Origin of the sequence: Haloquadratum walsbyi C23 (assembly GCF_000237865.1) — an archaeon.
GTDB lineage: Archaea > Halobacteriota > Halobacteria > Halobacteriales > Haloferacaceae > Haloquadratum > Haloquadratum walsbyi.
On sequence record NC_017459.1, the window covers coordinates 2,169,124 to 2,183,182 of the forward strand.

General features: G+C 45.5%; 16 protein-coding genes, 1 tRNA gene and 1 pseudogene. 11 read left to right on the forward strand and 7 right to left on the reverse strand.

What is annotated here, in order from left to right; all coding sequences use genetic code 11:
- Positions 1 to 8: 8 nt before the first annotated feature.
- From HQRW_RS09510 to HQRW_RS09545, 8 genes are all read left to right on the forward strand, one after another.
- A complete protein-coding gene (locus HQRW_RS09510) occupies positions 9 to 902 on the forward strand; it encodes a branched-chain amino acid ABC transporter permease (RefSeq protein WP_014556423.1) in 894 nt (297 codons plus the stop codon).
- A 1-nt stretch (position 903) separates the two neighbouring features.
- Positions 904 to 1,965, forward strand: coding sequence for a branched-chain amino acid ABC transporter permease (locus HQRW_RS09515; RefSeq protein WP_014556424.1), 1,062 nt, complete (start codon positions 904 to 906; stop codon positions 1,963 to 1,965).
- A 67-nt stretch (positions 1,966 to 2,032) separates the two neighbouring features.
- On the forward strand, positions 2,033 to 2,704 hold the full coding sequence (locus HQRW_RS09520; RefSeq protein WP_158307750.1) for an ABC transporter ATP-binding protein: 672 nt from the start codon (positions 2,033 to 2,035) through the stop codon (positions 2,702 to 2,704).
- Positions 2,704 to 3,405, forward strand: a complete 702-nt coding sequence (locus HQRW_RS09525; RefSeq protein WP_014556426.1) for an ABC transporter ATP-binding protein — start codon at positions 2,704 to 2,706, stop codon at positions 3,403 to 3,405. Before HQRW_RS09520 ends, HQRW_RS09525 begins: the two co-directional genes overlap by 1 nt.
- 2 nt (positions 3,406 to 3,407) lie before the next feature.
- Positions 3,408 to 3,794 (forward strand): universal stress protein, encoded by a 387-nt coding sequence (locus HQRW_RS09530; RefSeq protein ID WP_014556427.1) that lies wholly within the window; start codon positions 3,408 to 3,410, stop codon positions 3,792 to 3,794.
- Between the two features lie 189 nt (positions 3,795 to 3,983).
- Positions 3,984 to 4,394 carry a fluoride efflux transporter FluC gene (locus HQRW_RS09535; RefSeq protein ID WP_014556428.1) on the forward strand — a complete coding sequence of 137 codons (411 nt, stop codon included), beginning with the start codon at positions 3,984 to 3,986 and terminating at the stop codon, positions 4,392 to 4,394.
- Positions 4,395 to 4,751, forward strand: coding sequence for a fluoride efflux transporter FluC (locus HQRW_RS09540; RefSeq protein ID WP_014556429.1), 357 nt, complete (start codon positions 4,395 to 4,397; stop codon positions 4,749 to 4,751).
- Positions 4,752 to 4,984: 233 nt separating this feature from the next.
- Positions 4,985 to 5,518: a hypothetical protein gene (locus HQRW_RS09545; protein WP_014556430.1), complete on the forward strand. Its 534-nt coding sequence runs from the start codon at positions 4,985 to 4,987 to the stop codon at positions 5,516 to 5,518.
- Positions 5,519 to 5,623: 105 nt separating this feature from the next.
- Here the strand turns inward: HQRW_RS09545 and HQRW_RS09550 are convergent, their stop codons facing one another.
- On the reverse strand, positions 5,624 to 6,427 hold the full coding sequence (locus HQRW_RS09550; RefSeq protein WP_014556431.1) for an ArsR/SmtB family transcription factor: 804 nt from the start codon (positions 6,425 to 6,427) through the stop codon (positions 5,624 to 5,626).
- A gap of 50 nt (positions 6,428 to 6,477) precedes the next feature.
- On the reverse strand, positions 6,478 to 7,203 hold the full coding sequence (locus HQRW_RS09555) for a DUF1405 domain-containing protein (protein ID WP_014556432.1): 726 nt from the start codon (positions 7,201 to 7,203) through the stop codon (positions 6,478 to 6,480).
- A 325-nt stretch (positions 7,204 to 7,528) separates the two neighbouring features.
- Between HQRW_RS09555 and gpmI the strand changes: the two genes are divergently transcribed.
- Entirely contained in the window at positions 7,529 to 9,043 is a 1,515-nt protein-coding gene (gene gpmI, locus HQRW_RS09560; protein ID WP_014556433.1) for a 2,3-bisphosphoglycerate-independent phosphoglycerate mutase, read from the forward strand.
- A 17-nt stretch (positions 9,044 to 9,060) separates the two neighbouring features.
- Here the strand turns inward: gpmI and HQRW_RS09565 are convergent, their stop codons facing one another.
- Positions 9,061 to 9,729 carry a TVP38/TMEM64 family protein gene (locus HQRW_RS09565; protein WP_014556434.1) on the reverse strand — a complete coding sequence of 223 codons (669 nt, stop codon included), beginning with the start codon at positions 9,727 to 9,729 and terminating at the stop codon, positions 9,061 to 9,063.
- A gap of 68 nt (positions 9,730 to 9,797) precedes the next feature.
- On the opposite strand from HQRW_RS09565, the gene HQRW_RS09570 reads away from it, so the two are divergent.
- Positions 9,798 to 10,238 carry a DUF5830 family protein gene (locus HQRW_RS09570; RefSeq protein WP_014556435.1) on the forward strand — a complete coding sequence of 147 codons (441 nt, stop codon included), beginning with the start codon at positions 9,798 to 9,800 and terminating at the stop codon, positions 10,236 to 10,238.
- Between the two features lie 15 nt (positions 10,239 to 10,253).
- Here the strand turns inward: HQRW_RS09570 and HQRW_RS09575 are convergent, their stop codons facing one another.
- On the reverse strand, positions 10,254 to 10,580 hold the full coding sequence (locus HQRW_RS09575; protein WP_014556436.1) for a hypothetical protein: 327 nt from the start codon (positions 10,578 to 10,580) through the stop codon (positions 10,254 to 10,256).
- Positions 10,577 to 11,380 (reverse strand): annotated as a pseudogene (locus HQRW_RS09580) (DUF7115 domain-containing protein). Before HQRW_RS09580 ends, HQRW_RS09575 begins: the two are co-directional and overlap by 4 nt.
- 432 nt (positions 11,381 to 11,812) lie before the next feature.
- Between HQRW_RS09580 and HQRW_RS09585 the strand changes: the two are divergent.
- A tRNA-Met gene (locus HQRW_RS09585) sits at positions 11,813 to 11,965 on the forward strand.
- Positions 11,966 to 12,050: 85 nt separating this feature from the next.
- Here the strand turns inward: HQRW_RS09585 and HQRW_RS09590 are convergent.
- Together HQRW_RS09590 and HQRW_RS09595 are read right to left on the reverse strand one after the other, a co-directional pair.
- Positions 12,051 to 13,073 carry a DUF4350 domain-containing protein gene (locus HQRW_RS09590; RefSeq protein ID WP_014556438.1) on the reverse strand — a complete coding sequence of 341 codons (1,023 nt, stop codon included), beginning with the start codon at positions 13,071 to 13,073 and terminating at the stop codon, positions 12,051 to 12,053.
- A complete protein-coding gene (locus HQRW_RS09595; RefSeq protein ID WP_014556439.1) occupies positions 13,066 to 14,052 on the reverse strand; it encodes a S49 family peptidase in 987 nt (328 codons plus the stop codon). The genes HQRW_RS09590 and HQRW_RS09595 overlap by 8 nt, the downstream gene beginning before the upstream one ends.
- Positions 14,053 to 14,059 lie beyond the last annotated feature (7 nt).

Here is a 14,059-nt window from a genome sequence, read left to right on the forward strand (position 1 = left end):
TATCCGATATGATTGAGTTACTTCAAGATCCCATACCATTACAGACGGTTAGACTCGGATTACTTGCACTCACCAACATTGCAGGGTTGGTTCTTGTAGCAACTGGACTCGCAGTCATCTTTGGTCTCATGGGAGTAATTAATTTGTCACATGGGGCACTGATGATGACTGGAGCGTACGTTGCATTCATCACTCAAGATATTGGACTCTCTCCATGGCTTGGAGTGATGCTGGCACCAATCGTCGTTGGAATCGTTGGTGTTATTATCGAATTCAGCGTAATAAAACGGCTCTATAGTCGTCCGCTTGATACATTGTTAGCGACCTGGGGCGTCGCAATCATTCTCAGAGAAGGTGTCAATGTGGTATTTGGCACTGATAGTAAATCAGTTGAGGCAGTGCTAAGCGGTAACGTTCAGTTATTAGGGGTAACGTACCCACTGTACTGGCTATTGATCATTTTTATGGCTGCACTTGTCCTCACTGCATCCGTTGCAGTGTTCAAGTATACTGATATTGGGATAATGGCATTAGCTGTCATTGAGGACAGGCAAATGGCTGCCGCATCTGGTGTTAATACTGTTTTGTCTGACCGTCTGACATTTGGATTCGGAGCTGCCCTTGCCGGATTATCTGGAGCCGTCATGGCTCCCTTGCTCAGTGTAAACGCTAATATGGGTATACAATGGCTTTTGAATTCGTTCCTCGTGGTGATTGTTGGGGGAGTTGGGAGTTTTATTGGAACGGCTGTCGGCGGTGTTCTTATTGGTGGGTTGGATAATACACTCAGGGCGCTCACGCAATATACCGCACTCGCCCAGGCCTTCGTTTTACTCATTGCATTCATTATACTCCGGTATCGACCGAACGGACTGATTCCAGCTGATCGAGGTGCACGGTGAAATGTCAGAAGAGATTGAAACATCATATCGCCCGAGGGTAATATGGGCGCTTGAAAACCCACACCGGTTACTTGAGTATGCTGGTGTCATATTGCTGTTGGCAATTCCGATTTTGCTCCCGACTAGTAGTGTTCAGACATGGTCGGTATATCTAATATACTGTATGGTCGCCGTGAGTGTCGACCTCGTCTGGGGGTACACCGGGCTACTGACGCTCGGACATGCAGCATATTTCGGTGCTGGTGCATACCTAACAGCAAAAATATCCGAACTAATCCCAGTAATTCCAGAAATTGCGAGTGTCTTCATTTTCGCCCCATTATTTGGTGCATTGTTAACACTTGCAATTGGGTGGTTTTTATTTAGTGCTGATATCAAGGGTGCGTACTTCGCAATCGCTACATTGATTATTTCGGTCGTGTTCGAGCGAATTGTTTCACAGTTTACCGGATTTTTAGGCGGATTTAATGGGTTGTCAGGCATACCAGCACTATCAATCGCTGGCTTCGACTTCCCAGCAGTGGCCGAGTATTATACTGTCCTGGCTGTATTGATTGGCATATATATTGGGACCCGTCAGCTAACGAATTCTGCCTTTGGTCAGACATTGAAAGGGATTCGAGAAGATCAAAAGCGGACCGAAGCCTTTGGATATAATACTGAATTGTGTCGATTAGTCGTGTTTACTCTTAGTGGTGGTATCGCCGGATTAGCTGGCGGATTATATGCAACTGTCGATGGATTCATATCGCCACCAATCATTGGTTTCGTTCTGTCCACAACGATTGTTATTTGGGTCGCTGTTGGTGGTCGTGGCACATTAATTGGAGCAGCGCTCGGGGCAATTTTAATCCAATTTCTAACTTCTGCTCTCAGTGATCTTCTTCTTAACTTTTGGCAGATTATCTTGGCAATTATATTCATTGCAGTCGTGATTGGCTCACCAAGTGGAATCGTTGGACTAATTCAGAGAGACAGTCGGACAATTCAATGGCTTCGGGAACAACTCGTTGAGCGAACGAGTATCATGACAACAGGGAAAATCAGTGATCGAAATGACTAGTATCACTCTCGAGACCACAAACTTGACGAAAAAATTCGGGAAATTCACTGCTGTGGACGATGTAAATATGAGAATAAACTCTGGTGAGACACGAGCATTAATCGGACCTAATGGCGCTGGAAAAACGACCTTCCAGAATTTGATTAGCGGTGATTTACCTGTCACGGAAGGGTCAATTACATTCGACGGAAAAGATATCACATCATTATCATCATATAAGCGTGCTCGAGTAGGTATGATCAGAAAATATCAAGAGAATCACATTTATGAATCTGAGACAGTACTGCAGAATATGCGGATTGCCTCCCGTGGTCGGAACTCAATTCCAGAGTTGATGTCAGCCCGTGATAAGTCAGATATTCAAGATCAGACTATCGAGTTACTTGAGATTGCAAATTTGCGCACGGAGCAGGATACGACCGCAACCAATCTCTCACATGGTGAACAGCAGTGGTTAGAAATCATCATGTGTGTTATCGCGGATCCAACCTTACTGATTCTTGATGAACCTACATCTGGGATGAGTGTCGGTGAGACAAATGACACTGTCCAGTTAATTGATAAAATAAAAGAGAGTACAGATTTATCATTATTAGTGGTGGAACACGATATGGAGTTCATTAAAAAAGTATCAAATAATATCACCGTGCTTCACCGTGGTAGCGTCATCGCCGAGGGAAATATCAAGCAGGTCGAAAATAATGAACGAGTTCGAAAAGTGTATTTGGAGGGTGGATAATGCTTGAAATATCTGATGCATACATTGGGTACGGTGATACGACAGTTGTATACGGATCTTCAATCACTGTCCCAGAAGATAGCATTGTGGCTGTGCTCGGTCGGAATGGAGTCGGGAAGACAACTCTATTACGCGGTATTATGGGGCAGAATACAATCTCTGAGGGAGAAATTGTATTTGAAGGCACGGACATTGTGAATCAGCCCCCATATGAGATTGCCGCTGCCGGAGTTGCCCTTGTTCCGCAGTCTCGTGATATCTTTTCAATTTTATCTGTAGAGGATAACATCCGAATGGGCAGTGCAAGTTCTTCTGAACGGCTACTTTCTGGTGTCGATGATGAGATATATGATTATTTCCCAATGCTCGAACAGAAGGCCGACGCTCGCGGGGGAACTCTCAGCGGCGGTCAACAGCAGCAACTCGCCATTGCCAGAGCATTAAATTCTGATCCTAAATTATTATTACTTGATGAACCATCAGAGGGTATTCAACCGTCAATTGTTGATGATATTAGACATAGAATAAAGCAAATAAAAACTGAGCGTAATATCTCAGTTCTTATTGTTGAGCAGAATCTTGATTTAGCACTTGATTTGGCCGAGTACTGTTATATCATGGAGGCTGGACGAGTAGTTGAACATGGAGAGCCTGATGAATTACAGCAGGAAAACAAAATTACTGAAAATATAGAAATATAGTCATGCAGAGTCAGAAAATATTGACCTGTATCAGTAGCGATGAGGAAATTGCCAAGGAGTGTGCTAGATTGCTAGCTGAGTCAGCAAATCACGCCCAGTCTGAGGTGTTATTATTCCATTGTTTCAGTAACAACCCAGGCGGTAAATCGGCGGTCCGAGTCGCGGCAGTTCAGACTGCCATGGAGATACTTGATGATGCTAACATTGAATATCAGACGATTGAAGATAGTGGAGATCCAGCCAGCCGAATCTTAGACGCTGAAAAAGAGTATGAACCTGATTTCATCCTCCTCGGCAAAAGCCGCCGTTCAACGGCAGATAAGACACTGTTTGGCAGCGTTACAGAACGGGTTATGAAAGAGACTACGAGTCCGGTGATATATGTATAACATATAATTAATTATAATAAAGCGACAGAGTCAGTATGATGGTACTAAAGTTGTTAACTATGTGAGATTCGATATTCGACTAACATAACAAGTGTTGGTCACTACCTACTGAATAAGCGAAACATCATAGATTAAATATGCTATGAACTTGCCCAATCTTTAATATCTCATCCAGATTAATTTAAATCAATGAATAAAACCATGGATGAAATTGTACAACCAAAATCAATAGGGTTAGTCGCTGGTGGTGGATTTTTAGGTGCAAACGCTCGATATATTGTTGGGTTGATTATTCCCACCCCGTTGTTGGCTACTGGAATATCTAATGTCGTTGGGTGTTTTTTTCTCGGACTGATCATGTTTGATTCCCGGTCTCAAAGTTATATATCCAAACAACCTCGGTTACTTCTTGGAACTGGCTTTATTTCATCATTCACCACCTACAGTGCATTCGCATTACAGATTGTTTCAACACAACCAGTAACTGCAGTCGCTTACATTGTTACTAGTTATGTGCTTGGATTTGGGGCGATATTCATGTCTTGGTTTTTTATACAGACACAATCTGATGTGTCCGCGACAGAACTATGGAATAAATAGATGGAGTTCTTATTAATCGGACTGGGTGCAGTGTTCGGTGCGGTGAGTCGGTATATCATTGGACAATTAATTGCTAGCGAGGTATTTCCACTATCCACATTGGTTGTCAATACGATTGGTAGTCTATTATTAGGGATTGCAACTGGGCTATCTCTTGGGACCAGTTATCTAATTTTTGGCGTTGGATTCTGTGGATCATTTACCACATTTTCATCATTTAGTTTCCAGACGGTTGATTTGCTTTCACGTGGTCGGCGGAAGTTGGCGGTATATAATGCTGGATTCAATCTAGCACTCTGCGTGTGCGCGGTATACGTCGGAATTTCTGTTTCCACGTATATCCGGTTTCTCTGGTGATAGCAAATATACGTAGATTCTGAAATCATCAAACACGAGCTGAGGTATTTTTGATCTGATGAGTAAATTGAGCACACATTCATAGACAAACTATTTCAATATGTAGATTGATTAATCAGATTTATTATATACGAAATTTAATTTTATGATTGTAAGCGAATCCACATACATAATACATGTGAACAGTTCTAAACAGAACAAGACGTAAATGTGGCTTGAGTATTAACATAGATATGCAACGTTCAGATGAGCGAGAAGCAGAGACAACGACTGGCTCCGATAAATCGTTGACAGGGAGTGACCAGAATCTCGATTTTGATGTTGAATCAGATATTGGGAGTGATATCGAGACCGACTTTGGATCAGAAGTTACCAGTAAGACAAGTAAGGATAACCGACGCTTGCCGACGATTCGCTCACTTGTCTTTGTTATTGTAGCCTCAGCTATTGGATTTCTCGGCGGTGGGTCGGTTCCAATCATTGGGACAATCGGGCAGTTTCTTGGGCTATTTATTTCGAGTTTCTTGATCGGTGCGATTGGATCACGGGGTCGATATGCTGAAAGTGCGATTGGTGGTGGGTTAGTGACAGGGACGCTGTTATTACTTGGAACTCTCACAAGTGTATTCACGCCGTTTGCAGTGGAGTTTTTAGCTGATTATGGGATCGCAATTGCTGGTGCCGGCGTAGGGCTTGGGAGCATCATCGCCGTCATTGGTCACTACTTTGGACGTGATTTACGTAGTGGTCTCACAAAAGATATCTAAGGGCTATACACTCCACACACAGGTATAATAACAAAGGACACGGGATACGTCTCTGAATAAGTCTCCTCACTCATCAGATTGAAGATTTATTATATCTCGATGAGATCATTTATCAATTCGCCATTGCCGGTCAGGACCACGGGTAACAAACTCGTGGTGTGCGAGATGTTCAAGTGCTGTTTCAACGCGGTCGCCGTCTGCATTTATATGGCTTGCAATTGCTGATGTTGATTTCGCTTCGGTTGTGATTGTTGCAAGCACATCAGCATAAAATCGGATATCTGCCTCAGCATCGAGTTGGGTATCAAGCGTATCAAGAATATCTGTGAGGCGACCGTGAACCCACCGTTGTGCTAATGAAAGCTCACTCTCAAGATCATTAAGCCGACGGTATTGTTGCATGAGTGTGGAAATATCCGTAGATTGTGATGGCGAAGACACTCTCTCAGTGGTTTCAACCGTCCGAGATTCACTTTCCTCATGCACCTGAGTGCGCTTACGATTCTGTGCTGAGGAGCGTCGTGACTTGGAGTTTGAGTCGGCTGTGTCCTCACTATCACTGTCTGTTATTGCATCTAGTACATCGATTGTCAGATATTGACATCGACCACGCATATCGAGACTTCGACTTGCGGGGTAAGCGCTCTTTGCACCAAAACCATGTGGTGATACAGATACCTCAAGTCGGAGATTTCGCGCGATATGGAAATACTTTCGTCGTCGTTCATCGGTTCGACTTTCAACAAGATCGGCGTCTTCGAGCTTTTGAAGATGATCAATAACCGCTTTCGGGCTTACACCAAGGTACTCGCTGATCTCCGTGACATAACATGGCTTATGTGAGAGAAGTCGGAGAATGCGACGCCGGTTCTCATTTCCCAAGAGATCGAGGAGCACCGCAGAATCCATACTTGGATTAGCCTCCAGACGTATAAGAGGGTGACGTCAATGAATCCTAATTAATCGCTAGACTGCACGGTGGTATGATGATCGAACGCGTCAGCTGCAAGTAACACAACAACAATAGAGAGCCCAACAGTAATCACCGCAAGCATCATACCAGCTTCATATCGAAGCGGTGGGTAGAGTCCAAGTCCATAATCAAACGCATCATTGATGAGCAAGAGTGTAAACGCAATAAAAAGCGCTGTACGTGATGTTTCGCCATAATATGGGATTGCCATCGCTTGAAGAATAAAGAATGCATGCGTGAGTAGGATTCCCCAATATTCCCAGAGAAGTGCTGGGGTAAAGCCAATATAAAGATCTGGACGTAGATTAAGTGCAATACCGGTCCAGAGCCCGTATTTGATAAGCCACACGAATGCAAGTGTATGGAGAATTGAGACGAGATGATTTGATGGTATATTGGCAAGCGGTTGGAGCTGTGTGCATCTGACAAATGGGAGTATGGTCGCAACTGAAAGGGATGCTAAGGCAAGTGCTGTCGGCGAATCGCCAAATAGCGGATATAAAAGAGGGCTTACAGCCTGAAGAGAGGGGTCACTATGGACATAGAAATTCACGCCAACAAGAAATGCAACGCCATCAGCAATAAGAAGCCATCCAAGGCTGGCGGGTCTCGTGAGATAATAACGAACCCAGCGTGTTGGAAACGGTTGAGGAAGTCGTCCATGCCACCCACGAGACTGGGCAACTCCGTCGTACTCAGAGGCACTCATCATATCGGGAGATGGCAAGCACCGGAAAGAAACTATCGTGTCGGTTTAAATGAGGTGTACGTTCTATTTCATCTGTATCAACCGTGAATGAGATAGTCACTACATTCGGTTTGGAATATGAGATACTCCCTGTATTGATATCAGCTGTTGATACTGTGGATTTCTTTTTTAGATCTGTGAAATAGGACGTGTCAACTGGTGTTCCGCGACTGATGATCCAAACTCCGTAGAAAAGTAATGGACATAGTGACAGTAATATAAAATTTCACAGCATGTCAGATATCGATGAAACGAAGCCTATTCACACAATCGGGGTCACGACACAGACATGCAAACCGCGCTGGTCATTCTCGACGGTTGGGGGCTTGGAGATCACGATAGACGTAATGCGGTACAGACAGCCTCAACGCCAACATTTGATCGTCTCACCGAGAAAGGCGCAAACGGAACACTCGATGTGTCTGGTCGTCAAGTTGGGCTTCCAGCAGGTCAGATGGGCAATAGCGAGGTTGGGCATCTAAATATTGGTGCTGGACAGGTAGTGAAGCAGGCGTATACGCGGGTTGAGGATGCGATTGATAATGGAAGTTTCCAAACGAATGCAGCGATCAATGCAGCATTCAATCACGCTGTAGCAACAAATGGTCGGGTGCATTTCATGGGGCTGCTTAGCGATGGTGGTGTCCACTCTGAACAGGAACATCTTCATGCACTCATCGAGTTAGCGGGCGACCGCAATATTGACGCTATTACGCATGTATTCACAGACGGTCGTGATACTAACCCACACAGTAGTGAACAGTATCTCACGACGCTCGAAGAGGTTATTGATACGCACGGAACAGGGGATATTGCGACTGTTTCTGGGCGATATTATGCGATGGACCGGGATAAAAACTGGACGCGAACACTGATGAGTTATGATGCGATTGTGAATCGAACAGCGGAACATACTACATCTACAGCTCTTGAAGCTGTTAGTGAGTCATATGACCGCGGGGACACCGATGAATTCATCGAGCCGACGCTGATTGATAACACCCCTGCAGTTGAGGATGGCGATGCTGTATTTGTATTTAATTTCCGACCAGATCGCGTCAGGCAACTTGTTCGGATGCTTGCTGATATTGATCCAGCCTGGTCATTTGAGACCGACCCACCAACGACTGAACTTGCAACGATGACACAATATGATGAGACATTTTCATTGCCTGTTGCGTTTCCACCGAATGAGCAACATGATACACTTGGTGAAATAATTGCCACTGCAGGGTTGACACAGCTACGGATTGCTGAATCCGAAAAATACGCACATGTCACGTACTTTCTGAATGGTGGTCGTGAAATAGCCTTTGAGGATGAACGCCGTGAGATTATCAAGAGTCCAGATGTCTCGACATACGACCAACAGCCATCGATGAGTAGCAATGAAGTAACCGATACCGCGATTGAACAGATTAACACCACTGACCCTGATGTGCTCATACTTAATTATGCAAACCCAGATATGGTTGGTCATACGGGTGATTTCACTGCCGCTATCGAAGCAATCGAAGCCGTCGATACACAACTAGACCGACTTCTTGAGACAATCTATGCTGCTGGTGGTCATGTAATTGTCACCGCTGATCATGGGAATGCTGATGACATGGGAACCGCAGCAAATCCACATACTGCTCATACAACAAATCCTGTGCCCATCGTATATACTGGACCAGATGGTAATGGCGACGGCGACACGATTCGTGATGGAGGGTCATTATGTGATATTGCCCCGACTGTTCTTGAACTACTTTCAGTTGAACAGCCAGCAGCAATGACGGGGTCTTCACTGATTGAATAATACTCATAAAGGGCTCATCAGTAGTTGAGTTCCCATCTCCGCTCACGAATCCACGCCCAAACTGGAGGACCAATCAGTATCACTGCAATAATACTTCCAGCAGCAATCAACTGAGGCTGAATCAGCGTACGTAACGACAGAGTGGTGAGCGTTTCTGCAGATGCGCCAGCAAGGACGCCTGCGATTGCCCATGGGAGTTCACCAATGATCGTACCAAGAATAAATGGAATCAGAGAGACACCAGCAATTCCAGCCCCGACTGAAACGACATCAGAGGGGGCTGGGATGAGTCGGGTCGCAACGACACTTCGGGTGTCACCAGTTCGTTCAATAAATTCTGCTCCAACCTTTGAGTGATCGGTCGCTCTATCATATTGTCGACCGAGGAGATATGGTGGAATGCTGGTGAATGTAATCAATCCAAGTGCAAGTGGTAATCCACTCAGTCCAATACCATATCCAATCAGAACTGCGAGAAATGTTGTTGGCCAAGCAAGTAACGGACGGACGATCGCAAGTCCAGTTGTCACAAGAACAACGCGAACCGGGTCAGCAATAATCCATGTTGTGTGGTCAAATACGACCGTTGGCGACAGTGTTACTATCGCAGCAGCGACGATCACACCAATAAGACCAATCATAAATCGATATCGCTGCTCAGCTAAAGAACAAATCCATCGCCTCATGATATATCGGCGTTGTCTGCCACAGGGACATATACTTTTGTTAACCGCCTGTAGATATCTGTACTATTGTGTCTGGGAATGATGATGGTGATAAACACAATACACGCTCAAGCACTGGTGAAGACGTTGATACATCAGCAACAACCAATCGCGCAACGCGTGTTGAACTCGGTGTCAACTTACTCGCATGTATTGAGGATGAGGAACTCTCATTATCAGATGCAGTGGATCGGATTGAAACAGTGACCACAGACCCGTCATTGACCCGTGAGATCCTTGACACAGCAGTAATGCACGATGTAATTGACCGTGAGGACGGTCGGTTACGAACTCAAGATGGCGCAACAGCAATTCGATTCGATAAACAAATAATCAAGCGTGATGGTGATTATAAATGTCGTCGCTGTGGTTCAGACCTGTCAACAGGACATTTTCTACAGGTGCCAGCAGGTGAACTTGGACCGTTCGGACCCTCATGTGTCCGGATCGTGCTGGGTCGAGAGTCATGAATCCTCATCGGTATATCAACGAAGGTCCTCGACAAGCTGATTGAGTATCTCACTATGCACCTCAAGTGTTTGTTGCTGCGCTTCGATCAATTGATTGAGTTGTGTTATCTCTGCGTGAATGTCAGATATTTTGCTAATGTGCTCCGTTTGAAGCTGACTCGCTTGGCTGTCCTGTTGAGACTGCGAAACTGCCTCATCCTCATCACGAATGGGGTGTGATTGTGATGATATCGTTATTGAATCTCGATCTGAATTTTCGTCTGGAGTCGAATCGGAATCCGAAATCATGCTAAAATCGTCAACAGTCGGTTCAGAATCAATTCCATCAACATCAGTACTCATGACCGTCTCTGTGGTGATGTCACTGTTTGTAGTGGCGCCAAGTGGACCAATCCCGTCAACGGAGAGATCAATTTTGCTTTGTCATGAAGATGTCGTTGATTCAGTGTTATTTTTTCTTGAGTAGTCGCTATCATTTGATCATCTGTCCGATATTGTGTAATTGATTCAACACCCCAGTGTGCCGTGAGTGCTGACGAAAGTGTATCACGAACCGCATCAGCCTGCTGTTGTGGTGTTTTGAATCGTTCTGTCCTACTAGCAACAGCGAGGACAACGGTCATCGCATGCGATCCCTCTTCAAATGTGAGATCATCCACAGTATCGTAGTGATACGATTCAAACTCTGTGCTCCAAACGCCCTCACCGACATGTTTGAGTAATCTTGTCTCGGTAATCACAACAGTCAGTTCGCTGAATCGGAAGACACGGTGAACTGTCTCATTAGATTCAATTGCGTGCATCGCGTGGAGCACGCCAGTGAGTATCGATGAGAGCACCTCCTCAGTCAGATCAATTGGAATGGAAAATCCGGCGGTCTCTGCGCCGCCATGTATTACAGTCACGTTTGCTTTATGTCTCTTTTTTGAGACAGCAATCCGCTCAACGTCATGTTGATATGTCTCTGTTAGCTCATCACTAAGCAATCTTTTCGATTAATACCGTATTGTCTGCGCTGGTGTCACAAATATTGCATCACCACCACCAAGGTCAATATCTGCGATGACTTGCTCGCTATCGATTATCTTACCAACCGACTCTGGTACGCTGTCGGAGTTATCAGAGCTCATATCACGACGCATCCTCTCTCTTAGAATAAATGTAGGGATTGACTTCGTGAACCACCCCACCCCACTCAGCCACTGGCGTGGCTCCGGTGAGGGTGGGGTTTGCTGTTTTGACGACGTGCTTTCTATCCACGATATCAGACGCACCCGATGAGCTAAAGACCAGTATACTCACCGGCTTTCTCGATGTGACATGAGTGGTCTCATTCTTTGCTGATACTATCTAAAACGTCTTGATGCATCCCTCATCCCTCATCTCTATGTTCCCTTACTCTCAAAGGGTTGGCTTCTAGTAGTTTATTAGTTATCTGTTATTTACATTAATTATCCTATATATTGGATATTGGTCCATGATTACGACATATAATAAGTATCTGGAAAAATACCTCGTCGTCTGGCGACTCACTTGCGAAGGTTTAAGAAGTCCATTAGACTAATTTTATTTGCGCCCGGGTGGCTTAGTTGGACATAGCGCCGCACTCATAGGGTTTCCTGAGATTCGGTGCGGATTGCCTTGGAAGCCTCCGTTGCCCTACGGGGCCCGCCGAGCCTCGGACCTGGGACATGCGGAGATCGTGGGTTCGGAGCCCACCCCGGGCATGCATTCTTTTCAAAATAAACGTCGACTATTGTAATTATAGCTGAGATCCGACCGATAAATCAGTAAATTGTCTGTTGGTGACACTCAGTTTTGAGCTGTCGATTCGTTCTGTGTTGATTGAGCTTCAGAGGCTGTTGGTCCACCAGTATTTCTCGGGTCCTCACTACCGAGGAGGAACTGCATTAGATTACTGACAAAGACTTCATTATCAGTGTCATATAGTTCAATTGGCTTAATAAATGTTGAATCTGCAACAAAGACAATATCATCATTACGCACGACGGTCGGATATGTATCTGCTCGGCGTGTGTCAAGTGTCTTCGTGTCTTCAGTTGCAGTGAAAACTGTCGTCGCACCGCTATCATCGCGCGTAATTACATATCCACCACGGTCAAAGCTAACCGTTTCAACGCCTTCGGTTAGCTGATTTCCACGGACTGGTGATGTATATATACTTTTGAATCCGTTGTCATTTGATTCGTCTGCAGTGTTGTACAGTAACTCCGGTCCAATACTGATTCCATATTCATCAAGTAACTTGTCAGCACCGAATGAGACAATTGCAGTTGACGTCCCAAAGAACCCGGATGAGGTAACACGGGGTTGCGTCGGCTCACCAAGAATAACGACGCGTCCTCCACTTGCGGTAAACTCATCAACTGCCTCACGTTCTGATTCAGAGAATCCTTCTGTTGGTTGAATAACAAGATACCCGTCATGCTCATCAAGTGTCTCATTAAGTGGATCCTGACCGGTATCATACTCAAATGAGTGACCAGCAGAGAACATTGCAGTTTCAATTGGTTCAAGTTCAGCCTGTGTAACAGCATTGCTGTGGCGTAAGTCGACAAGCACAGATCCACCACTATTGCTACTATCGCCACCGGTGGTAGTCGCTCCGGATTCAAGCGTGAGAGACCCTGATTCTGGGTCGACACCTTGGTTAAGATTTGAAGGCTGGAACTGTGATGGCGACTGTCCATCAATTCGCTGTCCATCAGGCGTTCCGCTGGCACCTGAGAGGAGACCAATCACCGCTGTGCCAGCAAGGATGACAGCAATAACCAGAATGAATACCGCAAGTGGTTTGATTATTCGATCACTCATTAGCGCTCACCTCCACGGTCTGATTTGTTGTTTGTGGAACGCCCCAAACAGCGTAGTATTTCACTGGTTGGACAAATTGATCATCGGTACTTGCATCTGCGTTTGGACGCGCATCAACATAGACAGTATCAGCGGTGTTCTCGCCAAGAGAAGTGGATTCATCCTCACCAAGAACAACGACATTCAGCTGTTGTGCACGTGACGATTTATAATACACATTATATTCATCACCGGAGATTCCGTCAGCACGCCCAGCAGCCTCCTCAATAGCGACATTGAGATCGCCAATCTGGTCAGCAAACCCATTGTCGACAGCTCGAGGACCTAAGAATGTCTGTCCAGTTGCAACCTCTGTTCGACTGAGTGAAAGCTCATCACCTCGATGTTTTATGATTGTATCAACGAACGCTTTTTGAAGTAACTCAAGGTTTTCTCGAAGTCCATCACGAGTGATCTGTGCTTTATCTGGACCCGACCGGATGAACACTTGTCGTTGATTTTCAATATTTTCAACTGCACTCAATGGTGCTTGGACAATAACACCAATACTCCCGACAGTTGAGCTGGGTTTAACAACGATTTCATCCACAGGGGCAATTCCAAAGTACCCTCCTGAGGCAGCCGTTCCCTCAACATATGCGACAACGGGCATCTGACTTGCTGTGCGATTGACCGCAAGATAGAATTCCTCACTTGCATCGACGGGACCACCAGGGCTGTCAATACGAAGCACAATTGCATCGACAGATCCGTTTGTTCGTGCTTCACGAAGTGATTCTGTGACGGCGGCGACGTTCCCACTTGTTGTTCCACCACGGAATGTAATGACAGCGACGCTTGACTCACCGCCTTCATCAGATCCAGAGCCGGAGACAGTATCAAAAACGACCGGAGCAACAACTGATGCGGTTACGACAGCAGCGGTAATAATGACGACATATGCTGCGACAGTTGTTGTTCGGTTACCATCAGCTGACATACAGACG